Raw genomic sequence first — 23,176 nt, forward strand, 5'->3', positions numbered from 1 at the left:
CCCCGTCAGCCGACCGGCGCGGTGTCGTCGCCGTCGGCGTTCCCCGCCGGGGCGGTCTCCGCGTCGGATCGGATGTCGATGCGCCAACCGGTGAGCCGCGCGGCCAGGCGGGCGTTCTGGCCCTCCTTGCCGATCGCCAGGGACTGCTGGTAGTCCGGCACGACCACGCGGGCGACACGGGCGGCCATGTCGACGATCTCCACGGAGCTGACCCGCGCCGGGGAGAGTGCGTTGGCCACGAACACGGCGGGGTCGTCGGAGTGGTCGACGATGTCGATCTTCTCCCCGTGCAGTTCCGCCATGACGTTGCGCACACGGCTGCCGAGCGGGCCGATGCAGGCGCCCTTGGCGTTGACGCCGCCCCGGTTGGAGCGCACCGCCATCTTGGTGCGGTGGCCGGCCTCACGGGCGATCGCGGCGATCTCGACGGTGCCGTCGGCGATCTCGGGGACCTCGAGCTGGAAGAGCTTGCGCACCAGGTTGGGGTGGGTGCGCGAGAGGGTGACCGAGGGGCCGCGGTGTCCCTTGCGGACCTGCACGACGTAGGCGCGCAGGCGCTCCCCGTGGGTGTAGGTCTCGGTGGGCACCTGCTCCTGCGGAGGCAGGACGGCCTCGATCCGGCCGAGGTCGACCAGCACGTTGCGGGGGTCCTTGCCCTGCTGGATGATGCCCGAGACGATGTCGTGCTCGCGGCCGGCGAACTCGCCGAGGGTCAGCTCGTCCTCCGCGTCGCGCAGACGCTGGAGGATGACCTGCTTGGCGGTCGAGGCCGCGATACGGCCGAAGTCGGTGGGCGTGCCGTCGAACTCGCCGACGCGTACGCCCTCGTCGTCGGTCTCCTCCACCCACACGGTCACGTGGCCGTTGGAGCGGTCGAGTTCGACGCGCGCCTTCCTGTCCGGCCCCTCCTCGCGGTGGTAGGCGATCAGCAGTGCGTCCTCGATGGCCTTGGCCACCAGTTCGACGGAGATGTCCTTCTCGCGCTCGAGGCTGCGAAGGACGCTCATGTCAATGTCCACGGGGCTCCCCCTCTAGTCCGCCGCGCCGGTGTCGTCCGGACGGTGGAATTCCACCTGCACCTTGCCCTTGTCGAGTTCCTCGTGGGCGTAGGTGCGGGGCCGGCCCTCGACGTCCAGGGTGACCTTCTCGTCGTCGGCGTCGGTGACGCGTCCGGTGACCCGTCCCCCGTCCGCGAGGAACACCTTCACCAGGCGTCCGCGCGAGCGGCGCCAGTGGCGGGGCTGCGTCAGGGGGCGGTCCACGCCCGGAGAGGTGACCTCCAGGACGTAGGGCTGCTCACCCATGGCGTCGGAGTCGTCCAGGACGGTGTTGACCTCCTGGCTGACCTCGCCCACCGTGTCGAGGTCGACACCGCTGTCGGAGTCCACGACCACCCGCAGCACGCGGCGCTTGCCCGCCGGTGTCAGCTCGACGGCCTCCAGGTCCAGTCCGGCCTCGGCCAGTACCGGCTCCAGCAGCTCGGCGATGCGCTGCTCACGCCCCTGCGCTCCCATGGGTCTCGACCCCTCCAACGGCGGGAATCCCGCCCGTTCGGCCTCGTGCCGGTGTACGGGGCGGTCCAGCTCTGTACGTAGTCTGCGACTGGTTGGTCCGCGGCCCCGGGGGGACGCGAACCGGCCGCGCGTCGCGGGTGACGGCGGTTGTGCTGCAAGAGTATCCACACCCGGACACTTTCCAGGTCGCCGTCCGCGGCCGGGGCGCGTCGCCGTCCACGCCCGAAGCACCGCTGCGGCCCGTGGGGCAGGGCCTTCCGGCGCGGGCACGGGCCTGGTGCGGGCGTGGAAAGATGAGACGGGTCCGCCGTCGGCGGCGGGCCGGGGCAGGGGAAGGAGTCCGTGTTGGGCCAGGGAATCGGCTGCGTCAGCCGCCGTACGGTACTGGGCGCGGCGCTGGCCGGTGCGGCCGCCGCCGGGCTCGCCGGATGCGGCACGGTCGAGTGGTACCCCTCGGACGTGTCCCCGGACGAGCACGTGCTGCTCTCGGTCCTGCGGGAGAAGGAGCGCCTGGTCGCCCGCTACGAGGCCGCGGCCGCCGAGGGAGCCGGCCCCGCCGACCTGCTGGGGCGCCTGCTGGAGAACCACCTCTCCCACCTGGACGCACTGCTGGAGGCGCTTCCCGAGGACTCGGAGGCGCTCTCCCAGGCGGATGCCTCCGCCGCTCCGCAGGAGGAGGCCCCCGCGGCGACCGACACCGCCGGGCTGCGGGCCCTGGAGATCTCCGCCGCCGGCGCCAGGATCGACCAGGCCGCGGCGCTCTCCGACCCGGGCCTGTCCCAGCTGGTCAGCGCGATCGGTGCCTGCGAGGCGGGGCACGCCCGCCTCCTGGCCGACGACTAGAGGATGCACATGAGCGAGAGCCCCCTGGCCGCGCGGCCCGAGGACGAGGCGGACGCCGGGCCGCAGGCCCTGGCCGAGGCGCTGCGTGCCGAGCACGCGGCCGTGTACGGGTACGAGTTCGTCGGCGGGGCCGCCGACGGTGAGGGCGACCGCGAGCGCGCGCGGACGACCGCCCTCGACCACAAGGCCCTGCGTGACGAGCTGCACGCGCTGGCGGTGGCCCGGGGCTTCGACCCGCCGCCGGCGAAGAACTCCTACCCGCTGCCCCGGGAGCGCGATTCCGGTTCCCTGCGCGCCTTCGCGGTGGGTCTGGAGGAGGCGGCGGCCCGTGCCTACCTGTGGCTGGCCGCGGCGCAGGACACCGAGCTGCGGGTGACCGGCGCCCGCAACCTGCAGGGGGCCACGCTGCGCACCCTGGAATGGGGCGGCGAGCTCGACCCCCTGCCGGGTTTCGACCAGGGGTGAGAGATCAGGTTCGGCAGGCCGCCTCGACGCGGTCGGCGATCTCGGCCAGGGCGACCTCCTCGCGCTCGCCGGTGGCCCGGTCGCGCAGCTCCACCAGTCCGTCCTTGAGCCCCCGGCCGACGATGACGGCGGTCGGGACACCCAGCAGCTCGGCGTCGGTGAACTTCACACCGGGCGAGACGCCCTTGCGGTCGTCGACCAGGACGCGCAGGCCGCGGGCCTCGAGCTCCCCGGCGATGCGCAGGGCCTCCTCGACCTGTTCGCCCTTGCCGGTGCCGATCACGTGGACGTCGGCCGGGGCGATCTCGCGCGGCCAGACGATGCCCTTGTCGTCGTGGGACTGCTCGACGACCGAGGCGACCACGCGGGAGACGCCGATGCCGTAGGAGCCCATCGTGACGCGCCTGGGCTTGCCGTCGGGGCCGAGCGCGTCGACCTGGAAGGCGTCGGTGTACTTGCGGCCGAGCTGGAAGATGTGGCCGATCTCGATACCGCGCGCGGTGTACAGCGTGCCCTGCCCGTCGGGCGAGGGGTCCCCGTCCCGGACCTCGGCGACGTCGATGGTGCCGTCGGGCGTGAAGTCGCGTCCGGCGACCAGGTCGACGACGTGGTGGTCGGCCCGGTCGGCGCCGGTCACCCACGCGGTGCCGGTGACCACGCGCGGGTCGACGAGGTAGCGGACCTTGTTGTCCAGCAGCGCGCGGGGGCCGATGTACCCCTTGACCAGGAAGGGGTTGGCCGCGAAGTCGGCCTCGTCCAGGAGGTCGACCTCGGCGGGCTCCAGCGCCGCCTCCAGGCGCTTGAGGTCGACCTCGCGGTCGCCGGGCACGCCGATGGCGAGCAGCTCCCACTCCTCGGAGCCGGGGGTGCGGGTCTTGACCAGGACGTTCTTGAGGGTGTCCGCCTCACTGAAGTCGCGGCCGAGTCCGGCACCGTTGAGGAAGTCCACGAGGCTCTGGATGGTGGCGGTGTCGGGGGTGTGGTGCACCTTCGCCTCGGGCAGCCCCTCGATCGGAAGAGGCGCGGGCGCGGGGGTGGTGACCGCCTCGACGTTGGCCGCGTAGTCGGATCCCGTGCTGCGCACGAAGGTGTCCTCGCCGGTGGGCGCGACCGCGAGGAACTCCTCGGACGCCGAGCCGCCCATGGCGCCGGAGGTGGCCTTGACGACGACGTACTCCAGGCCCAGCCGGTCGAAGATCCGGATGTAGGCGGCGCGGTGGGCGTCGTAGGAGGCCTGGAGCCCCTCGTCGTCGATGTCGAAGGAGTAGGAGTCCTTCATGTGGAACTCGCGGCCGCGCAGCACTCCGGCGCGGGGGCGCGCCTCGTCGCGGAACTTCTCCTGGATCTGGTACAGGATGACCGGGAAGTCCTTGTAGGAGGAGTACTCGCCCTTGACCAGGAGGGTGAAGACCTCCTCGTGGGTGGGACCGAGCAGGTAGTCGGCGCCCTTGCGGTCCCGGAGGCGGAACAGGGTGTCGCCGTACTCCTCCCAGCGGCCGGTCGCCTCGTAGTACTCCTTGGGGAGCAGGGCCGGGAGGAGGAGCTCCTGGGCGCCGATGGCGTTCATCTCCTCGCGCACGACCCGGGAGACGTTCTCCAGGACGATCTTGCCCAGGGGCAGCCACGAGTAGACGCCGGGGGCCGCCCGGCGCACGAAACCGCCGCGGACGAGCAGTTTGTGGCTCGGCACCTCGGCGTCCGCCGGGTCCTCACGCAGGGTGCGCAGGAACAGGGTCGACATCCGCAGCAGCACGGCCACTCCTCGGGGAACGCACCCCGGTCGGGGCGCGGAGACGGAAAAAATTCGAGAGGGGTCCAGGCTAGGGCATGTTCGGTGGGACCCGCCCTGCCGAACGGCGTCCCGGGGCCTCCCCCGCCGCGCTCCCCCGGTCGGCGGGAACCGCTCCGGTTCCCGCTCCGCCCCGGCACGGGGAGGGGTCCCGCACCCCGGACGCGCGCGGCCCCCTCCGCCTCCGGCGGCTACGCTGGTGGGCGCACACGACGGCCGGACAGGACGGGGACATGGGAAGACGCCGAGCCGGGGAGGACGCCGGAGCCGAGGGGCCTCCCGGTACGGAGCTGCTGGCCGACGCCGACCGGTCCGACTCGTGGTTCCTCGTGGTGGAGGGCACCCCGCAGTCGCACGTGGACCTGTCCGACCCCTCCTACCTGGACTTCTCGTACGTGCGGCGGATCGCGCACGCCGCCGACCTGGTCGCCCCGGAGGGCGAGCCGATCGACGCGCTGCACCTGGGCGCGGGGGCCCTCACCCTGGCCCGCTACGTCGCGCACACCCGCCCGGGGTCGCGCCAGCGGGCGGTGGACGTGGACGCGCCCCTCGTGGACATGGTGCGGCGGCGCCTGCCGTGGGACCGGCGGGCGCAGCTGCGCGTGGGCATCGGCGACGCCCGCGAGTGGCTCGCGGCCCGGCACGGGGCGAGCGCGGACCTCGTCGTCAGCGACGTCTTCGCGGGTGCGCGCACGCCGGCGCGGTTGACCTCGGTGGAGTACTACGCCGAGGCGGCGCGGGTGCTGCGTCCGGGCGGGTTCCTCGTGGTCAACGTCGGCGACGGCGGGGCTCTGGCGCACACGCGCGGCCAGGTGGCGACGGTCCGCGAGGTCCTGCCGCACGCGGCGCTGTCGGCCGTTCCGGCGGTGCTGCGCGGTCGCCGCTTCGGCAATCTGGTCATCACCGCCTCCTCCCGGCCGCTGCCGGTGGACGAGCTGGCGCGCCGCGCGCACCGCGACCCGGAGATGGCCCGGCTCCTGGAGGGTGGGGAACTCGACCGGTTCGTCTCGGGGCGCGCCCCCGTCCGCGACGCCGACGCCGTGGACTCCCCCGCCCCGCCCGACGACGTCTTCTGACAGGAGACGCCCTCCGGCACGGCGCGACGCCCCGGAGCGGCCGTCGCGGCCCCCGGTCGCACCTCCCTCGCCGCTGCCGGCCCCGGGGACGACGGCGGTACCGGCGGTGGCCGTTCTCGACGCGGTGGTTCCGGTCGTGCCCATCGACCGGGTTCGGTTCCACCGAATGGCACGCCGCCTCGCGACCGCCCGGCCTTCCCCGGTCGGGCCCTCCGGGTGTCCCTCCCAGGTCGCAGGGGCCGGCGGGCCGGACACGCGGGGGTGTCCCGTCCCCGGCGGAGGGCCGAGGAGTCCGCCGGGGGGTTGGAACGCCCCTCCGAGCGGGCACACCACTTCTCGGCGGCCGTGCGGGCACCCCTCTCCCCCCGGGGAGGGGAGGCGGCGCGGCGGCCGAGGGAACCACGTCTCCTGAGGAGGAAACGCCATGTACTTCCCGACCACTCCCCCGGCGATGAGCGGATGCAGCTGCGGCTCGAGCTGCGGATGCGGATGCCAGAGCGGCAGCTCGTGCAGCTGCGGGGGCAGCTGCTGACCTCTCCCTCCACAGCGGGTCGTCCTTGCCCGGGACGGCCCGTTTTTCACTCAGGGTGAACTCCTCCCGCGCGTGTCGCGACAATCAGCACGCGAACATATACGCTAAGTCATCAGACGAAGCTGCGCCCGTTGGGGGAGATCAGCGATGCCGCCGTTCACCAGGCCGGAAAGGGGGCTCCTCGCCGATCACGCGAGGCTGCTCCGATGCGTCCAGGGCATCCAGGACCGCTCGGCCAGGGCCGTCCCCTGGGAGCCGGACACGGTGGGCCTGCCCCGGCCCCGGTCCAACAGCGCCCTGGCCCGCATCAACGACGTCGCCTTCTACGCGAACGCCCGGGACGAGGTGACCGCCCTGGCGGACGTGTGCGCCCAGTTGCTGCGCCTGCACCGCCCGGAGGAGGAACACGGAGAGGAGCTGTGCACGGGCTGCCGCCAGACCTGGCCCTGCCCCTCCTTCGAGGAGATCTCCCGCCTCCTCGCCTAGGCCCTGTTCTTCGGATCATCCCGGGACGCACGGCCGGAGGATCGGCTCCGCCGATACGGCGAGAGCATCCGAACAACACGGCCCCGGCTCCGGAGCCCGACCGGCGGAGAGCCGGCCCCGGGAACGCCGTCGCCCGCTGGGGTCGGGGCGCGATCCGACCTCAACGGGCGACGGTTCTCTCTCGCCTGCCGTCCGCTGGCGTCCGGCGACCGAACCACCGGATGCCCTCACCGGGCCAGGCACACCGGGAGAATAGTACTGGAACGCGTTCTAGATCAAGGTCGACAAGCTCTTATTTTCAGGCATGGCGGAGCAGGAACCTGTTTCAGGGAGATGCTCGCGGGTGCGCGGCGGGGGGAGAGGCACGGCGCCGGCCCGGCCGCTCCCCGCCTCGATGCGGAGGGCGGCCAGGCCCAGGGGCGGGGGACAGCCCCTGGGACCGGCCTCGGGGGCGGCAGGGCGCAGCGGCCCGCGGTCGTCTTTCGGGAGTGCGGCCTCTCCCTGACGCGGGGCGCGCCTTGCCTGACCGACGTTAACGATCCGGCGGTAACGCGAACACCCCCCTTCCGATAACCGGAACGTCTCGATTCCCCCCGAGACCTCCTCCGGGGCGGCCTCCGAGGCCGCCTGATCTGCGGTGACGGCACCGCGCCCCGCCCGGGCCGGCGTCCTCCCGGTGCCCGCGGGCACGAAAAACCGGGAACCGCTGTTCCGCGCACCTTCCGGAGAAAGGCCGCGCTCAATCGCGATTCCCGGCACAAGTAAAGAAGGGGCCGCCGGGCTCGGCGCACCCCGGAAGAGGATCAGCTGATGCGCGTGGCCAGCAGATACGCCGACGGCGAATCCGCGTCCACGATTTCGGTGACCTTCCAGACCTGGCCTCCGACACTGAACACGTCGTCCACCCGGACATCGATCATGGGCGTGGGCCGCCACTCCTTGGGGCCGCCGATCTTGGCCACGGGCCGACCGCTTTCGTCGACCCAGAACTGCCCCCCGCCCACCGGGCCGCCGAGGAAGCGGTCGTTGCGTCCGTAACTGATCTTTTCCTGCGCGCCGATTTCATGAACCACAGCGGATTCTTTCCCAACCGTCTCGGATTCCTTGGAAAACGAAGCCAATGCTAACCCGATCGGAGTAATTACGCATGGCACTTCGGAGCCAGGACCGGGTTTTCTCCAGGTTAGCTGACAAAAGTGTGTGCGGGGCAGGACCAAAGTCCCGACCCGCACGTAATAAAAGAGAACCCTTGAATTGTCTCCGCCGGACCGGCGGATCTAGCGTTTCTGACCGCCCTTGAGCCGGCCGGCCAGCGTCTCGAACGCCGAGCTGAACGGATGGTCGTGCACCATGTACGTCCACGTCATCGACGGACGCTTGACTCCCACGTCGCTCACGTCCAGCTCCCCGTCCACGGCCTCCAGCTCCTCGAAGCTCTGCGCGGCCCGGGCCCGCGCGTCGTCGAGGAAGCCCTTGAAGACCGGCACCGCCTCGCGGTTGAACTCGTCGAGGGGGTCCCTTCGGCCGAGGAAGCGAAGGTGGATGCCTTCGCGCAACTCCGAGAGGAAGGCGTTGTGGTCGGTCCAGCCGCGGTCGAGGTGGTAGAGGGTGACGAGGCGGGCGGCCTGCGCGACCTTGTCCTCGCCGACCTCCTCGACCAGGTTCGCGTGATGCTCCTTGCGGTCCTGCCTGATGTGCTGATCGCCCTCGTTCCCCGTCAGGACCAGCTCCCGGTGCTCCAGCACCACGTCGCGCTGCACGTCGATCAGCTGGTTGTAGCGCCAGGTGTTGCGGTGCACCTCCAGCAGCTGCCCCTCGGAGACCCGCTGGGCGTGGTCCACCGTGGCCAGCCAGGCCTCGTCGGTGATCTCGCCGTCGTCGCCGGTCGTGTAGCCCGAGGTCTCGGAGACGTTGTTGACCACCAGGTCGTCGTCCATGCTCACGAAGAAGACCGAGTCGCCCGGGTCGCCCTGGCGGCCGGCCCGGCCGCGCAGCTGGCCGTCGAGGCGGCTGCTGGGGTAGCGGCCGAAGCCCATCACGTACAGGCCGCCGGCCTCCACCACGCGTTCCCGGTCGCTCATGTCGCTGCCGCCCAGGCGGATGTCGGTACCGCGCCCGGCCATCTGGGTGGAGACGGTGACAGCGCCGTAGGTCCCCGCCTCGGCGATGATCGCCGCCTCGTCGGCGTCGTTCTTGGCGTTGAGGACCACGCACTCCAGCCCCGCCTTGCGCAGGCGCTCGGCGAGGCGCTCGGACTCGGCCACGTCCTGCGTGCCGATGAGGATGGGGCGGCCGGTCGCGTGCACCTCCTCCGCCTTCGCGACGAGGGCGTCCTCCTTCTCCTCGCGCGTGGCGTAGAGGTGGGTGCCGTGGTCCTTGCGGATGTTGGGCTTGTTGGGCGGAATGACCGCGACCTCGAGCTCGTAGAACTCGCGCAGCTGCTCGGCCACCGACATCGCGGTGCCGGTCATACCCGCACGGGTCGGGTAGCGCAGGACCAGGGACTGGACGGTGATGGAGTCCAGCACCTCCCCGGTCTCGCTGACGGCCACCTTCTCCTTGGCCTCGACCGCGGCCTGCAGGCCGTCCGGCCAGCGCTGGAGGAGGGCGATGCGCCCGCGCGACTCGTTGATGAGCCGGACCTCGCCGTCGCGCACCACGTAGTGGACGTCGCGCTGGAGCAGGACGTGGGCGTGCAGGGCCAGGTTGACCTGGGGCAGGAGGGAGGACTCCTCCTCCGAGTAGAGGTCGACACCGCCCAAAGCCTTCTCGACCGCGTCGATCCCGGCGTCGGTGAGCTGGACGTTGCGCCCCTCGTCGTCGATCTCGTAGTGCAGGCGCGGCTTGAGGGTGCGGACGAGGTCGGCCATCTCCTCGCTGGAGCTGACGCTCTCGGCCGCGCCGGCCAGCACCAGGGGCACCCGGGCCTCGTCGACGAGCACGGAGTCGGCCTCGTCGATGATGGCGACGTGGGGCTCGGGCACGACCCGGTCGGCGATGTCGGTGACCATGCGGTCGCGCAGGACGTCGAAGCCGAGTTCGCTGACGGGCCCGTAGGTGACGTCGCAGGAGTAGGCGTCGCGCCGCTCCTGTGTCGTGGACTCCTCGCTGATCGCCCCGACGGTGACGCCGAGCATGTCGTAGAGGGGCCTCATCCACTCGGCGTCGCGACGGGCCAGGTAGTCGTTGACGCTCATCACGTGCACGCGCCGGCCGCGCAGGGCGAAGCCCGCGGCGGCCAGGGCACCGGCCATCGTCTTGCCCTCGCCGGTGGCCATCTCGGCCACGTGCCCGTCCAGCAGTGCCATGACGCCGAGGAGCTGGACGTCGAACGGTCGCTCACCGAGGGAGCGCCGGGCCGCCTCCCGTCCGACCGCGCACAGCCTCACGAGGTCGTCGCGTGAATAGGGGAGTTCGGCATTGCCGAGTTCGATGGCCCTGTCCGTCAGCTCGGCGTCGCCGAGTTCGCGCAGACCATCCTCCTCGGCCTCGATCGCCGACAGGAGCTTGGTATAAGGCCGCAGATCCACCGCGCCGGGCTTGCCCAGCAGCCGGCGGACGCTTTCCGCCATTCGTCCGAACACCCCCACAGAGTAACGCCGGGCACAACCCCCCCAAGACCCCCGCAAGCGTCCTGGGAGGGGCGTCCGGGCTCCGCACCGAACGGCACGGAGACCCCGTCACCTGTGGAGGAGCCGGTCCCGGGAGTGCTGGCGGGCCTCCACCGCCATGGCGTGCTTGACCAGGGTGACCAGGACCTGGATGACCGACGCGCGGTCCCGGGCGTCGCAGTACACGACCGGGACCTCGGGGGCCAGATCGAGGGCGTCGCGCAGCTCTTCGGCGCTGTAGCGCGCCTCGGGGTCGAACTCGTTGACGGCCACGGCGAAGGGCAGCCGGTACTGGCGCTCGAAGTAGTCGAGCGCCTGGAAGGTGTCCTCGAGTCTGCGGGTGTCGGCCAGGATCACGGCGCCCAGGGCGCCGCGGACCAGGTCGTCCCACATGAACCAGAAGCGCTGCTGCCCGGGGGTCCCGAACAGGAACAGGGTCAGGTCGGTCTCCAGCGAGATGCGGCCGAAGTCCATGGCGACCGTGGTGCTGGTCTTGTCGGGAGTGTGCGAGAGATCGTCGACGCCGGCGCTCGCGGCGGTGACGGCGGCCTCGGTACGGACAGGGGGGATCTCCGAGACGGCGCCGACGAACGTGGTCTTCCCGACCCCGAACCCCCCGGCGATGATGATCTTGGTGGACAGCTCGCTGGGCGCGTGAAGGTTGCTCGTGCTGTTTGCTGGGTCGATCACAGTTAGTCCTAGCGGAAATGCCGGGTCCGAGCGCGAGGGCACGGCTCGTACGGCCCGGACGTGAGGGGTGGGGCGCCCCCGGGTCCGAACTCCCCCGAGAGAGACACCGCCCCTGGAACCTAACACCGGACAGCCGTTCTGTACGGGGTTTCGGAGCACTCGTGCGCGTGTCGGCGCACCCGCGGCGGACAGGCCCCGAGCCCCGGCGGCAGGGGCCCGCGGGCGCGGTGTTCCACCGTGGCGCCGCGACCCCCTCAGAGACACACGGTAATCACACAAGCACAGATTCGTACCCCGCGGGAGCGACTTTACGACATTGTGAGCGACTGTGATCGGCCGCTTCCGGCCGCGCCGATCGCTGTCCGGCGGCGCCTGCGGAGTCTACGGTGGGGAACAGGGCCCCCGCCGTACACACGGCCGCGAAACCGACTCCTGGCACGAGCGCGCGACCGCCTGCGGGAGCCATCGGCGGCGCCCCGACACGCGGCCGCCCGCCGGCGCCTCGCTCCTCGGCGCCGGGGCGGCCGGTTCCGACGGCCCGCCGGAGCCCCCACCGGCCCACATCCGTCCACGTGGGCCGGTGGCGGCCATGTCCGCGGCCCGGGATGGCCTTAGGATGGGCACGCCTTCCCCCCGCCCCGAGTTCCGACCGTCTTGCAGGGAGCCGAGTACTCCACATGTCCGATCAGCGCGTCGTCCGCCCCACCCCCATCAGCGGTTTCCCCGAGTGGACCCCAGAGGTCCGGGCCGTGGAGCAGCGCTGGATGGACCATATCCGCGCCGGGTTCGAGTCCTTCGGTTTCACGTCGGTCGAGACCCCGTCCGTGGAGAACCTGGACGTGCTGACGGCCAAGGGCGAGACCTCCCAGGAGGTCTACACCCTGCACCGCCTCCAGGCGGACCCCAAGGACGACTCCGACGCCAGGCTCGGGCTCCACTTCGACCTGACGGTACCCTTCGCCCGCTACGTCGCCCAGCACTTCAACGACCTGACGTTCCCCTTCAAGCGCTACCAGATGCAGCGCGTGTGGCGGGGCGAGCGGCCGCAGGAAGGGCGATTCCGCGAGTTCACCCAGTGCGACATCGACGTCATCAACGTCGACTCGGTCCCGCTGCACTTCGACGCCGAGCTGCCGCGCATCGTCCACCGCGTGCTGAGCGGCCTGGACATCCCCGCGTGGACGCTCAACGTCAACAACCGCAAGGTGCTCCAGGGCTTCTACGAGGGCATCGGCGTCAAGGAGCCGATCGCGGTGATCCGCGCGGTGGACAAGCTCCACAAGATCGGCGACGACGGCGTGCGGGCGATCCTCCTCGGGGAGGGCCTGTCCGGCGACCAGGCCGACGCGTGCCTGGCCCTGGCCCGGATCCGGGGCACCGGGGCGGACGTGCCCGGGCGGGTGCGGGAGCTGGGGGTGTCCTCCGCCCTGCTCGACGAGGGCCTGGGGGAGCTGTCCTTCGTCCTGGAGGACCTGGCCGACCTGCCCGAGGGCAGCGTCGTCGCCGACCTGTCGATCGCACGCGGGCTGGACTACTACACCGGCACGGTCTACGAGGCCTCCTTCGACGACGACCCGGGGTACGGGAGCATCTGCGCGGGCGGCCGCTACGAGGACCTGGCCGGGCAGTTCATCCGCCGGAGGCTGCCGGGGGTGGGCATCTCCATCGGCCTCACCCGGATCTTCGCCAAGCTCGTCGCGGAGGGACGCATCGAGACGGGCCGCGCCTGCCCCACCGACGTCATGGTGGTGGTGCCGAGCGCCGAGCGGCGCCGCGACGCCGTGCTCACCGGTGAGCTCCTGCGCGGGCGCGGGTTCAACACCGAGGTGTTCCACTCCGCGGCCAAGGTGGGCAAGCAGATCCAGTACGCCTCCAAGAAGGGCATCCCCTTCGTGTGGTTCCCGCCTTTCGGCGAGGACGGCGGCCACGAGGTGAAGGACATGTCCACGGGGGGTCAGGGCCCGGCCGATCCCGCCTCCTGGACCCCCGGCGACGACGGCACCGCAGGGTAACCGCTCCGCGACAGTGCACCGACCGGCATGGGCGGTTTTCGACCTCCCGTGCCGGAACCGGCCATTCCCGGGACAGGCCCGGTCATCGGATGCAAGACTGGGAGCGGCTGTCCTCCGCGGCGCCGGGCATCCGCTCCGCGGACCGATCAGGTGTACCTAACGAATGAGGCCATGTCTCATCCCCGCCACAACCTGCCCCTGTCCGCCGGCGAGTTCATCCGCTTCGTCGGGCGTGAGCGCGACATCGTCGACCTCGGCCGCCTGCTCGACACCTCCAGAATGGTCACGCTGACCGGGACCGGCGGTATCGGCAAGACGCGGCTCGCCCTCCACCTGGCCGAGCGCGTGCTGCGCCGCTTCTCCGACGGAGTGCGCTTCGTGGACCTCAGCGAGGCCTCCACACTCGACCAGGTGCTGCGCACCGTCTCCGGTGTGCTGCACGCGGTCGACGGCACGCGTACCACGGTCGAGGCCGTCATCACGGCGCTGCGCACCCAGAACCTTCTGCTGTTCCTGGACACCTGCGAGCACGCCGCCGGGCCCGTGGCGGAGCTGTGCCGGGCCGTGCTGCGCGACTGCCCCCGGGTACGCGTCCTCGCCACCAGCCGGCAACCGCTGCACCTGCCGGAGGAGAACGTCTGGCGGGTCCCGCCGCTCTCCCTGCCCGCACGGCCCACGCCCACCGATCCCTACGCGGCCGAGCCCGCTCCCCTCCCCCGGCGCGACGCCCAGCGCTACGAATCGGTGCGCCTCTTCGTCACCCGCGCGCACGCCGCCCGGGCCGGGTTCGAGATGACGCGCGAGAACTCGGGCTACATCGCGGAGATCTGCCGCATGCTCGACGGGATGCCGCTCGCCATCGAACTGGCCGCCGCCCGGGTCCGGGTGCTGTCGGTCCAGCAGATCCTGCACCGCCTCGACGACCGGTTCCAGCTCCTGACCAGCGACGGCTCCGAGGACCTGCCGCCGCGCCAGAGAACGCTGCGCGCGGTGCTGGAGTGGAGCCACGACCTGCTCTCCGAACCCGAGCGGCTCCTGCTGCACCGGCTGTCGGTGTTCGGCACCTGGCACCGGGAGATGGCCGAGGAGGTCTGCTCCGGGGACGGGGTCGACCCGTCCGACATCCTGCCGCTGCACTTCTCGCTCCTGGACAAGTCCCTCGTCGTGATGGACACCGAGATCGAGGGCACGGCGCACTACCGGCTCACCGAGACCGTACGCGCCTACGCCGCCGAGCAGCTGGCCGCGGAGGACCCGCGGGAGGAGCGCTGGGAGCGCTACCTGGACTTCTGCGTCTCCTCCCTGGAGGCGACCGCCGAGGGCTGCCGCGGCCCCATGCGGTGGCGCGAGCGGATGCGCCGCCTGCGCCTGCTGGACCACCACCGGGAGAACCACGCCCGGGTGGTGTCGTGGGCGCTGTCCCGGGGCCGGGTGGACGAGGCCCTGAGGGTGTGCCTGGCACTGCGCTCCTACTGGACGGTGCGCGGCCTGGCGGCCGAGGGCAGCCGCATACTGGAGCAGGTCCTGGCCACCGACCCCGACGGCCAGACCCCCCACCTGCGGGCACGCGCGCTGGCCCTGCGCGCCGAGCTGCGGCTGGACCTGGACGCCGTGCCGCACGTGTCCACGCTGGCCGGATACGCGCTGGAGGCCGCGCGGGCCTGCCGCGACGCCGAGGCCGCGGCCGCCGCCCTGACCGTCCTGGCCGCCCTGTCGCTGCGCACGGGCGCCCTCGAGGAGGGGGTCGGGCACGCCGAGCGCGCCCTGGAGCGGACGGGGCCCTCGGGCGACCCGGTCACCGGGGCCGCGGTACTGGGCGTCCTCGCCCAGCTGGCACGCCGCCGGGGGGACCCGGACCGCGCCGTGGAGTACCTGGAGCAGGTCATCGCGAGGAGCAGGAGCCTGGACGACCGGTGGGGCATGGCCAGGTCCTTGCACCTGCTCGGGTCCATCGCCGCAGAACAGCAGGAGCTCGACCGGGCCCGAGCCCTGTTCACCGAGGCCCTCGCGGTGTTCGAGGAACTGGAGTCGGCCCCGGCCACCGCGCGCTGCTCCCGGGAACTGGGCCGCCTCCACATGGCGGAGGGCAGCCTCCTGGAGGCCCGGGAGGCCTTGGCCACGTGCCTGCGGATGGGATTCGCCTCGGGACGGCGCCTGGAGGTCGCCCATGCGCTGGAGGCGCTGGGCGAGCTGGCCCTGGCCGAGGACGAGCCCGAGCGGGCCGCCGCCCTGGTCGGCGTGGCCGCAGGACTGCGCACGGTGCTGGACCGCCCGTCGGCGGAGAACGTCCGGCTGCGTTCGATGGCCGAGCAGCGGGTGGGGACGGCCGTGGCGGCCGAGGCGTGGAACGCGTGGCGCTCACTGCCCCTGGAACAGGTGCGCGACCGGGCCCTGGCCTTTCCCCGGGCGCCCCGGACCGCGGAGCCGGCGTCGCTGACCCCGCGGGAGCGGGAGATCGCCGAACTCGCGGAACAGGGCCTGTCCAATCGGGAGATCGCCGAGCGGCTCACCATCAGCCCGGCCACCGCAGCCCGCCATATCGCGAACATATTCAGAAAACTCTCGATTTCCTCGCGAAGCCAGCTGACCGGCTGGGCTTCGCTCCGAGACTCACCATGAGACCGCGGAGCGAGCCGGAAGCACTTGCACAGTGCGCGTGCAGACGCTAAGACAGAAAGTCCAAGCACCGCGTCCCACTCCGACGACAGCACCTCCCCGCCACCTCTCCACCCTCCAGCCGGGAACCTCCCGACTGCCCCGACATGTGAAGGCCATGGCATCTCTGACCGCGCCCGCGCGGCACAACCTCCCCCGACCGGGCACCGGCTTCGTGGGCCGCGAACAGGACCTGAGCAGCCTGCTCCGCCTGCTCGAGTCCAGCCGCTCCGTGACCCTGTGCGGCACCGAGGGCATCGGCAAGAGCCGTCTGGCCCTGCGGGTGGCGGAGCACTCCACCGTCTCCTTCCCCGACGGGGTGTGGTACGCCGACCTGAGCGAGGCCCGCACCTCCCTGGAGGTGTTCGTCCGCATCGCCCGTGCGGTGGGCGTGGTCGAGGAACCGGGACAGCCGCTCGAGGCCACTGTGATCGAGGCCCTGCGCGACCGCCGCCTGCTGCTGGTACTGGACTCCTGCGCGTACTCGGCCCCGGAGGTGGCCGGAGTGGGCAACGCGATCCTGTCCGCCTGCCCGGCCGCGTCCGTCCTGATCACCTCCGTGGAGCCCCTGCGCCTGTCGGGCGGGACCGTGTGGCGGATGACCCCGCTGGCGCTGCCGGTGGCCGCACGCAACGCGCCGCCGCCCGACCCGGGGGACTCGGAGGCGGTCCGGCTCCTGCTCGAACGGGCCCGTGCCCGGGATCCGCGCTTCTCCGTCCCGCAGGGGGAACTGGAGACCGCCGCCGTGCTGTGCGACCTGGCGGGCGGGGTTCCCCTCGGCATCGAACTGCTGGGAGCGAGCGCCCCGGAGACGGGTATGGAGGAGCTCGCCGAGGGGCTGCGCGGGCACCTGGCCTCCCCGCGGTTCCGGCCCGGTCCGGGGCAGGCCCTGCCCCGCAGCGAGGTCCTGCCCGTGGTGCTGGACTTCGTCCACGGGCTGCTCGGCGAGGCCGAGCAGGTGCTGCTGCGGCGCCTGTCGGTCTTCTGGGACTGGGACCTGGAGCTGGCCGAGCAGGTGTGCACCGACGGGGCACTTCCCGAGTCGAAGGTGCTCGACCTGCTGACGTCGCTGCTCGACCGCTCGCTGATCACGGTCGCGGGTGAGTTCGAGGGCCGGGTGCGCTACCGCTTCCCGGGAGCCGTGCGCCGCTTCGCCGCCGAGCGTCTGGCCGACGCGGGCGAGGTGGAGACGTTCCGGCAGCGCCTGCTGGACCGGATGCTGGACCTGGTGGAGGACCTGGGCCGGAAACTGGAATCGGGGCGGGCGATGCCCTGGTCCGAGCGCGACGCGGGGCGTCAGCGTGTCACGACCGAGTACGACACCCTGCGCTCGCTGCTGCGGTGGACCCACGAGCACGGCCGCGCCGAGCCCGGACTGCGCCTGTGCACCAGTCTGGTCGGCTACTGGGTGAGCTGCCACAGCTGTTCCGAGGGCGCCTACCTCATGGACCTCCTGATGGGTCTGGAGGACGCGGAGCGCTCCCCCTCCTGGGCGCGCGCGCTGGTGGGGCGGGCACAGCTGGCCCGGATGCTGCGCGACCACGGCACCGCGCTGGAAGCAGGGGAGGAAGGGCTGCGGCTGTGCCGTGAGAGCGACGACGAGAAGTCGGTCCGCGCCGCCCTGAACCTCCTGGCCCTGGTCGAGGTGCGCGAGCGCGTCCCCGACCAGGCGGCGGTCCGGGTGGAGGAGGCCCTGCGGCTGTCCCGGGAGTCCGGGGACGTGTGGGGCGAGGCCATCGCCCTGGGCACCCGGGGCGCCCTGGCCGCCCAGCAGGGCGACCACACGACGGCCGACCACCACTACGACGCGGCGCTCTCCCTGCTCCGCGGGATCGACCACCGATGGGGCGTGGGCGTCACGCTCCTCGGCCAGGCCCGGGCCGCGGAGACCGGTGGCGACCTGGTGACGGCGGACCGCTGCTACCGGGAGGCGCTGGACACCCAGCGGCTGATCGCGGTCGCCTCCGACGAGGCGTGCTGCCTGGCGGGGATCGGCCGCGTGGCCCACGCGCAGGGACGGACCGCGCAGGCCCTCGACCACCTGAGCGAGGGAATGCTGATGAGCCACGAGTCGGGGCAGCGTGCGGAGGCCGCGCGGGCCCTGGTCTCGATCGCCCGGCTGGTGTTCGACTCCGGTGCCGCCGCGTCGGCCTGCCGTCTGGCGGGCGCGGCGGCCAGGGTGCGCGAGCAGCTGGGCCTTCCCGTCCCGGCCGCTCCGTGGCCGTTCTCGGGTTCGGGGACCCGGCGCAGGCGGAACATGGCGCGCTGGTGGAAGGAGGGCCGGGCCCTGGGCCTGGCCGAAGCGGTGCGGGAGGCGGAGAAGGCGGCCGAGGAGTGCCGCCGCCGACCGGCCCGGCGCGCCCAGGGCGGAAGCGGCCGCCGTCCCCGGCCGGCGGCGGGACCCGCGCTCTCGCCCGAGACGACGTCGCCGCAGGACGGGCTGACCCGGCGGGAGCTGGAGGTCGCCCGGCTGGTGAGTGGAGGCAAGAGCAACCCGGAGATCGCCCGGGCGCTGTTCATCACCCCCTCCACCGCCGCCCGGCACATCGCCAACATCAACCGCAAGATGGGCTTCAACTCGCGGACGCAGATCGCGGCCTGGGTGGAGCGTCACCGCACGTCCTAGTACGCTCGGCGCCCGGGTTCCCGAGGCGCGGCAGGCGCTCCCTCTCACGTGCACGGCAAATCTACATATGCATATGCATGGCAATATGCATGTGCATTCGACCGTGAAGGCGCTAATGTTGGAGGCATGGGACAGCGAGGTCGCGCCACCTTTCCGGCACGGCTCCGCGGTCCCGGAACGCCCGTCGGGCCCGGTCCGAGCACCGCGGCAGCCGATGGCGCGTCAGCCCCGGGGAGAGCACCCGGGGCAGGTGGAAGAACCACACCGGTGCGGGGTGTGTTCCGGGGAGGCTCCCGCTTCGACAACCGGTGCGGCGCTCCCGGGTTCGTCACGCGGAGGGGGCGTGACGAACCCGGGCTGCGGTACCACCGAGGTCAGGGCGAACTGGGGGAACGCATGGGGGTAGTGCTGTCTTCAGGAACCGGACGACCGGGGCGCCACCTGCCGCGCCGGGACGACCCGATCGGATCACTGACGGGAGGCCTGTGCGAGCGGCTCGAACTGCGCCCCGGCCTGGGGGGGACGATCCGCGCCGGAGGGAGGCGGGTCGACGCCCTCACCTTCGCCGCCACCGTGGAGCGGGCGGCGGCGGGGCTGAGCCACCGCGGCATGTGCCTGGGTGACGTGGTGGGCATCCTCGCCCCGGTCTCGCCCGACAGGTTCCTGGCCACCTACACCGTGATGGCCGTGGGCGGACGCGCACTGCCCCTGTCCGTCTCCTCCGATCCCCGTACCCAGCGCGCGGCCCTCGAGGAGACCGACGCCCGGCTGCTGCTGGTGAGCGCCGACATGGCACGGGCCGGGCTCGACCTGGCCGAGAGGTCGCGGGTCCGCCAGGTGATCTGCTTCGGGAGTGAACCGGGGACGACGCCCTTCGACGAGCTGCTGCGGCCCAGCCCCGACGGGAACGGCTACAGCCCCTCTCGCGGCCTCTTCGACAACGGTGTCCTGGGCTACGAGGACGGCTCCGGCGGCCTGCTGATCACCCTGTACCCGCACAGCGACCTCATGTCCCGCTTCTGTGCCCTGCGCGAGTGCCTGGACCTGACGGCCGAGGACGTGGTCGCCGTGGACGAGGAGGGCGAGGAACCCACCCGGCTGGCCCTGGTGGCGCTGGCTCTGTGGACGGGGGCCTGCGTGGTGGCCGGATCCGGCTGCCCCGCCCCCGAGGGCCGGCGGGTGACGGTGCGCTGCACCCCGCACCCCGAGCGCGTCGCCGCGCCGGGGGCCCGGGCATAGGCCCTGTTCTTTGGATGCTCTCGCCGTAGCGGCGGAGCCCGCCCCGCGGCGGCCCTGCTCCCCGCGGCTCCGGGCTCCCCGCGGCCCTCGCCGGACACACCCGGGGCGGTTCGGGCTCAGTGCCCGTCGTCGTCCCTCCGGGAGCGGTGCTCGTCGTCGATCTCGAACCAGGCCACGTGGGTGGACTCGCTCCGGTACTCGCCGCTGCGGGTGGCGCAGCTGTCGACGATGAGCTTGCCGCGGCCGAAGTCCCCGCTGTCCTCCCGGGTGTGTCCGCCCGGTCCCCTGCGCTCGCCCTGATCGGCGACGGCCACACGCAGACGGACGGAGTCGGAGCGGATGAACAGCGTCATGACCCCGCCGCTCTGGCCGGAGCGGGAGTGCAGGAGGGCGTTGGTGGCCAACTCGCTGACGGCGAGCTCCGCATCGTCCAGGACACCCTCGGAGTGGCCCATGCGGGCGAGGAACTCGCGTACACGCGCACGCACGGAGCGGACCGCCGTCAGGTTCCCGGCGCAGCTCCACACCGTGTGGTCCGTGGCTCCCCCGGTGAGACCCGTGCTCTCCACGGAATCCGTGCTCCCGGAGGCCTCCGCGGGCACGTGTTCCCGGAGTTGCCTCGCTTCAGCCATCCGGTTGCTCCCATCACCCGCGAAGGGCGCGCAGTGTGCGCCGCCTTCACTTCACCTTAGACAAGGGTGCGCTCGCTCCAGAACAGCACACCGCGGTTCGCGGCGCCGGAAATCGTTCACCAAGGCCTGTCATGTGTCCTCCCCGGCGAGGACAAAGAGGTGACGCCCCAGGCCGAGGCCACAGCGTGTGACGTGCGACACTTCGGCAATGCCGCATGGACCGCTCGGCCCGGGCGAAATAGGAACGAACGAAACCGAAGAATCGAATAATCCGCCCACAAGCACTACAAAACGGAAATGACTTCGGCCAAACACCACGGTCCCGTGTCTTTGCAGTATCGATTACGACACGGTCCCCGCCCCGTTCAGAACAGGACGGACATGACCTCTCCGACCTGGCGGAAACCGACACGGCCGTAGGCGGCCCGGGCCGGGGCGTTGAAGTCGTTGACGTAGAGCGTGACCCGCGGCGCGATCTCGGCCAGGGCGTACCGGACCACGGCGGCCATCCCGGGAACCGAGTGGCCCCGTCCCCGCAGCTCCGGATGGACCCACACGCCCTGGACCTGGCAGGCGTGCTCGGTGACCGCGCCGATCTCCGCCTTGAACACCACCCGGCCGTCCTCGATGCGGGCGAAGGCGCGCCCCGTGCGCACGAGTTCCTCCACCCGGGCCCGGTAGAGCGCGCCGCCGTCACCCGAGTCCGGTGGCACCCCGACCTCCTCGGTGAACATGGCCACACAGGCGGGCACGAGGATGTCGAGCTCGGAGGGGCGGACCCTGCGCACCAGGGGGTCGGCGGGGACGGAGGCGGGCTCGCGGATCTCCAGCACCGGCTGGCTGGCTCGGATGGCCCGGGCGGGCCCCCAGGCCGGGGCGACCTGCTCCCAGAAGTCGGTGACGGCATCGACCGGCCCGACGATCGAGGAGCAGCGCCGGCCGCGCCGGCGGGCGTGGTCGGCGAAGCTGCGGATCGCCGCCGGGCCGGCGTTGACGGGAACGAGGTTGGCCCCGGAGTAGCACAGGGCGGTGAGGCGCCCGCGCTCGACGTGGCCCCACACCTCGGCGGTGCGGGTGGCCGCTATCCCGGCCGCCGACAGCCGCGAGGCGACGAACACGTTGCCCGCCGGGTCCCGGTCCAGGATGGCGCGTACCGCGTCCCGGTCCTGCTCCCCGAGAATCCGCAGCGGCGAGGTTCGCAGCATCGCATCTCCCCCATCTGGCCGGCGTCTTCCCAGCCTACGCGAACGCTACCCGGACACCCCGGACTTTTCGGGGTGTTCCGCCCCGAGAGGCCCGAAGTTCTCCGCCATCCTCCCAGGTGCGTCCTGCGAGTCGGTCGGCCGCGGTTCCGGGCGGGCCTCGCACGAGAGGTCGGCACCCTCTCCCCCGCGCCGCACCGGCAGCCTGCCCTCCAGCAGGTAGGCGGAGACCACCGCGTCGACGCACGTGTTCCCTGTGAGCGAGACACCGTGGCTGCGGCCGCCCTCCTCGACGACCAGGACCGATCCCGGCAGGCGCTCGCGCAGGGCGAGGGCCCCCTCGACCGGGGTGGCGCCGTCACCGGTGGCGTGGACGATCAGCGCGTCCCCGGTGTGGGCCCGGTGTTCGCCGGCGCCGTCGCCGACCTGGAACCAGGGCCCGGCCTGCGCCTGCCAGAAGGCGCACGGGGCGTTGTACCAGATGTTGTGCCACCCCATGAAGGGTGCCCGGTCGTGGACCGCCTCGGCGTCGGCGCGCCAGCGGTCCCAGCCCCCGGGCCAGGGGGCGTCGGTGCACTGGACCGCGAGGTAACCGCCGTAGGCGTTGTCGGTGCCGGTGTCGGGCTGCTCCCCGTAGGCCTCGTGCAGGGCCAGGAGAGGGGCAGGGTCTCCCCGCGTGATCCAGGCGGACAGGGCATCGGCCACGGACAGCCAGGCCTGCCCGCTGTAGGCGGTGACGATGGCGACACCCTCCAGTTCGGTGGGCCCGACGGTGGACCCGATCGGCTCCGAGGCCAGTTCGGCGCGCAGGTCCTGGTAGGCCTTCGCCACCTCCTCCTCGGTGGCGCCCAGGCCGTAGGTTCCGTCGTGGCGGGCCGTCCAGGCGAAGAAGCTCCGGGCCGCGCGGTCCAGGGCCCGGCTCTGCCGGAGGTTGCTCTCGTACCAGGGGGTGTCGGGGTCGACGGCGCTGTCCAGGACCAGGGCGCGGACCCGGCCGGGGTGGAGCGCGGAGTAGACGGTGCCGAGGTAGCTGCCGTAGGAGTAGCCGAGGTAGTCGATGCGTTCGAGGCCGAGGGCGGCCCGGACGGCGTCCATGTCGCGGGCGGTGTCCTCGGTGCGGACGTGTTCGAGGAGGGGGCCCGTGTTCTCCGCGCACGCGGCGGCGTGTTTCTCGGCCCGGGCGCGCAGGGCCGCCTCGGCCTCCTCCCCGGCCGGGACCGTGTCGGGGCGGACCGGGGCGAAGTGGCCGGGGTCGCAGGAGATCGAGGGGGTGGAGGCCCCGGTGCCGCGCGGGTCGAAGGCGACGACGTCGTAGACCTCGCGCAGCTCCGGCGGCATGCGGGCGTGGGTGTGGGAGGCCCAGAGGCGGCCGGGGCTGCCCGGACCTCCGGGATTGACCAGGAGCGTGTGCTCGGCCCTGTCCGTGGCGCGAACGCGGGACAGGGCGATCCGCACCGTGTCCCCGAGGGCGCGGTCGCCGTCTCCGCCGGGGGTGTGCGCCATGGGGACGGTGAGGGCGGCGCACTCCAGGACCTCGTCCCCGACCGGGTCGATGTCCTCGCAGGGCAGCCACTCGAGTGTGCCCTGGTCGGTGCGCAGGGCCTCGGCGGCGCCCTCCGCCTGCGCGGGCGCCGCCCACAGGGAGACCAGCATCACCCCGGCCGACAGCGCGGCCGGTCCCCGTACTCCCACGTGCGCACTCCCCCGCCCCCTCGACGACTGCTCGTATTCTCCCCGCGACCGTGCGTGCCGGGAGAAGCGACACGGCGGCCCCGCCCGCCGATAGCATTGCCCTACCTGGCCA

17 protein-coding genes are annotated in these 23,176 nt (G+C 72.4%); 8 read left to right on the forward strand and 9 right to left on the reverse strand.

The window, feature by feature from the left end; translation table 11 throughout:
* Positions 1–5: 5 nt before the first annotated feature.
* A complete protein-coding gene (gene nusA, locus FHS13_RS02770) occupies positions 6–1,007 on the reverse strand; it encodes a transcription termination factor NusA (protein ID WP_184286983.1) in 1,002 nt (333 codons plus the stop codon).
* A gap of 24 nt (positions 1,008–1,031) precedes the next feature.
* Positions 1,032–1,514 carry a ribosome maturation factor RimP gene (gene rimP, locus FHS13_RS02775; RefSeq protein WP_184286986.1) on the reverse strand — a complete coding sequence of 161 codons (483 nt, stop codon included), beginning with the start codon at positions 1,512–1,514 and terminating at the stop codon, positions 1,032–1,034.
* Between the two features lie 342 nt (positions 1,515–1,856).
* Here rimP and FHS13_RS02780 point away from each other — a divergent pair, with 342 nt between their 5' ends.
* Both FHS13_RS02780 and FHS13_RS02785 read left to right on the forward strand, forming a co-directional pair.
* A complete protein-coding gene (locus FHS13_RS02780; RefSeq protein ID WP_343064879.1) occupies positions 1,857–2,357 on the forward strand; it encodes a hypothetical protein in 501 nt (166 codons plus the stop codon).
* A gap of 9 nt (positions 2,358–2,366) precedes the next feature.
* Positions 2,367–2,822: a ferritin-like domain-containing protein gene (locus FHS13_RS02785; protein WP_184286988.1), complete on the forward strand. Its 456-nt coding sequence runs from the start codon at positions 2,367–2,369 to the stop codon at positions 2,820–2,822.
* 4 nt (positions 2,823–2,826) lie between these two features.
* Here FHS13_RS02785 and FHS13_RS02790 read toward each other — a convergent pair whose 3' ends face one another.
* Positions 2,827–4,563, reverse strand: a complete 1,737-nt coding sequence (locus tag FHS13_RS02790) for a proline--tRNA ligase (RefSeq protein ID WP_184287936.1) — start codon at positions 4,561–4,563, stop codon at positions 2,827–2,829.
* Between the two features lie 281 nt (positions 4,564–4,844).
* On the opposite strand from FHS13_RS02790, the gene FHS13_RS02795 reads away from it, so the two are divergent.
* On the forward strand, positions 4,845–5,687 hold the full coding sequence (locus FHS13_RS02795; protein WP_184286991.1) for a spermidine synthase: 843 nt from the start codon (positions 4,845–4,847) through the stop codon (positions 5,685–5,687).
* Positions 5,688–6,366: 679 nt separating this feature from the next.
* On the forward strand, positions 6,367–6,705 hold the full coding sequence (locus FHS13_RS02800; RefSeq protein ID WP_184286994.1) for a hypothetical protein: 339 nt from the start codon (positions 6,367–6,369) through the stop codon (positions 6,703–6,705).
* A gap of 803 nt (positions 6,706–7,508) precedes the next feature.
* Here FHS13_RS02800 and FHS13_RS02805 read toward each other — a convergent pair.
* The 3 genes from FHS13_RS02805 to FHS13_RS02815 all read right to left on the reverse strand — a co-directional run bounded on the left by FHS13_RS02805 (position 7,509) and on the right by FHS13_RS02815 (position 11,006).
* Positions 7,509–7,778, reverse strand: coding sequence for a DUF6406 domain-containing protein (locus FHS13_RS02805; RefSeq protein WP_184286996.1), 270 nt, complete (start codon positions 7,776–7,778; stop codon positions 7,509–7,511).
* Positions 7,779–7,982: 204 nt separating this feature from the next.
* Complete coding sequence (secA2, locus tag FHS13_RS02810) at positions 7,983–10,277, reverse strand: accessory Sec system translocase SecA2 (RefSeq protein WP_184286999.1); 2,295 nt, start codon at positions 10,275–10,277, stop codon at positions 7,983–7,985.
* Positions 10,278–10,385: 108 nt separating this feature from the next.
* Positions 10,386–11,006 (reverse strand): ATP/GTP-binding protein, encoded by a 621-nt coding sequence (locus FHS13_RS02815; protein WP_184287002.1) that lies wholly within the window; start codon positions 11,004–11,006, stop codon positions 10,386–10,388.
* Between the two features lie 677 nt (positions 11,007–11,683).
* On the opposite strand from FHS13_RS02815, the gene hisS reads away from it, so the two are divergent.
* The 4 genes from hisS (at position 11,684) to FHS13_RS02835 (ending at position 19,538) form a co-directional block, all read left to right on the forward strand.
* Positions 11,684–13,018, forward strand: a complete 1,335-nt coding sequence (gene hisS / locus FHS13_RS02820) for a histidine--tRNA ligase (RefSeq protein ID WP_184287005.1) — start codon at positions 11,684–11,686, stop codon at positions 13,016–13,018.
* A gap of 171 nt (positions 13,019–13,189) precedes the next feature.
* On the forward strand, positions 13,190–15,637 hold the full coding sequence (locus FHS13_RS02825; protein ID WP_184287008.1) for an ATP-binding protein: 2,448 nt from the start codon (positions 13,190–13,192) through the stop codon (positions 15,635–15,637).
* A 163-nt stretch (positions 15,638–15,800) separates the two neighbouring features.
* The gene (locus FHS13_RS02830) at positions 15,801–18,299 is read left to right on the forward strand and encodes a LuxR C-terminal-related transcriptional regulator (RefSeq protein ID WP_184287939.1); all 2,499 of its coding nucleotides are present in this window, start codon (positions 15,801–15,803) and stop codon (positions 18,297–18,299) included.
* A gap of 396 nt (positions 18,300–18,695) precedes the next feature.
* Complete coding sequence (locus tag FHS13_RS02835) at positions 18,696–19,538, forward strand: AMP-binding protein (RefSeq protein ID WP_184287011.1); 843 nt, start codon at positions 18,696–18,698, stop codon at positions 19,536–19,538.
* 116 nt (positions 19,539–19,654) lie between these two features.
* On the opposite strand, the gene FHS13_RS02840 is transcribed toward FHS13_RS02835, so the two are convergent.
* From FHS13_RS02840 to FHS13_RS02850, 3 genes are all read right to left on the reverse strand, one after another.
* Entirely contained in the window at positions 19,655–20,170 is a 516-nt protein-coding gene (locus tag FHS13_RS02840; protein ID WP_184287014.1) for an ATP-binding protein, read from the reverse strand.
* 365 nt (positions 20,171–20,535) lie between these two features.
* Entirely contained in the window at positions 20,536–21,375 is an 840-nt protein-coding gene (locus FHS13_RS02845) for a GNAT family N-acetyltransferase (protein WP_184287017.1), read from the reverse strand.
* Positions 21,376–21,420: 45 nt separating this feature from the next.
* On the reverse strand, positions 21,421–23,025 hold the full coding sequence (locus FHS13_RS02850; protein WP_184287941.1) for an alpha/beta hydrolase: 1,605 nt from the start codon (positions 23,023–23,025) through the stop codon (positions 21,421–21,423).
* Positions 23,026–23,176: the final 151 nt, after the last annotated feature.

The sequence above is a fragment of the Nocardiopsis algeriensis genome, assembly GCF_014203695.1.
GTDB lineage: Bacteria > Actinomycetota > Actinomycetes > Streptosporangiales > Streptosporangiaceae > Nocardiopsis > Nocardiopsis algeriensis.

Excerpts from the sequence above, each read along its gene's own strand:
- nusA (WP_184286983.1), bottom strand. The coding sequence starts at position 1,007 with ATGAGCGTCCTTCGCAGCCTCGAGCGCGAGAAGGACATCTCCGTCGAA.
- rimP (WP_184286986.1), bottom strand. The coding sequence starts at position 1,514 with ATGGGAGCGCAGGGGCGTGAGCAGCGCATCGCCGAGCTGCTGGAGCCG.
- FHS13_RS02785 (WP_184286988.1), top strand. The coding sequence starts at position 2,367 with ATGAGCGAGAGCCCCCTGGCCGCGCGGCCCGAGGACGAGGCGGACGCC.
- FHS13_RS02790 (WP_184287936.1), bottom strand. The coding sequence starts at position 4,563 with ATGTCGACCCTGTTCCTGCGCACCCTGCGTGAGGACCCGGCGGACGCC.
- FHS13_RS02795 (WP_184286991.1), top strand. The coding sequence starts at position 4,845 with ATGGGAAGACGCCGAGCCGGGGAGGACGCCGGAGCCGAGGGGCCTCCC.
- FHS13_RS02800 (WP_184286994.1), top strand. The coding sequence starts at position 6,367 with ATGCCGCCGTTCACCAGGCCGGAAAGGGGGCTCCTCGCCGATCACGCG.
- secA2 (WP_184286999.1), bottom strand. The coding sequence starts at position 10,277 with ATGGCGGAAAGCGTCCGCCGGCTGCTGGGCAAGCCCGGCGCGGTGGAT.
- hisS (WP_184287005.1), top strand. The coding sequence starts at position 11,684 with ATGTCCGATCAGCGCGTCGTCCGCCCCACCCCCATCAGCGGTTTCCCC.
- FHS13_RS02825 (WP_184287008.1), top strand. The coding sequence starts at position 13,190 with ATGTCTCATCCCCGCCACAACCTGCCCCTGTCCGCCGGCGAGTTCATC.
- FHS13_RS02835 (WP_184287011.1), top strand. The coding sequence starts at position 18,696 with ATGGGGGTAGTGCTGTCTTCAGGAACCGGACGACCGGGGCGCCACCTG.
- FHS13_RS02840 (WP_184287014.1), bottom strand. The coding sequence starts at position 20,170 with ATGGCTGAAGCGAGGCAACTCCGGGAACACGTGCCCGCGGAGGCCTCC.
- FHS13_RS02845 (WP_184287017.1), bottom strand. The coding sequence starts at position 21,375 with ATGCTGCGAACCTCGCCGCTGCGGATTCTCGGGGAGCAGGACCGGGAC.
- FHS13_RS02850 (WP_184287941.1), bottom strand. The coding sequence starts at position 23,025 with ATGCTGGTCTCCCTGTGGGCGGCGCCCGCGCAGGCGGAGGGCGCCGCC.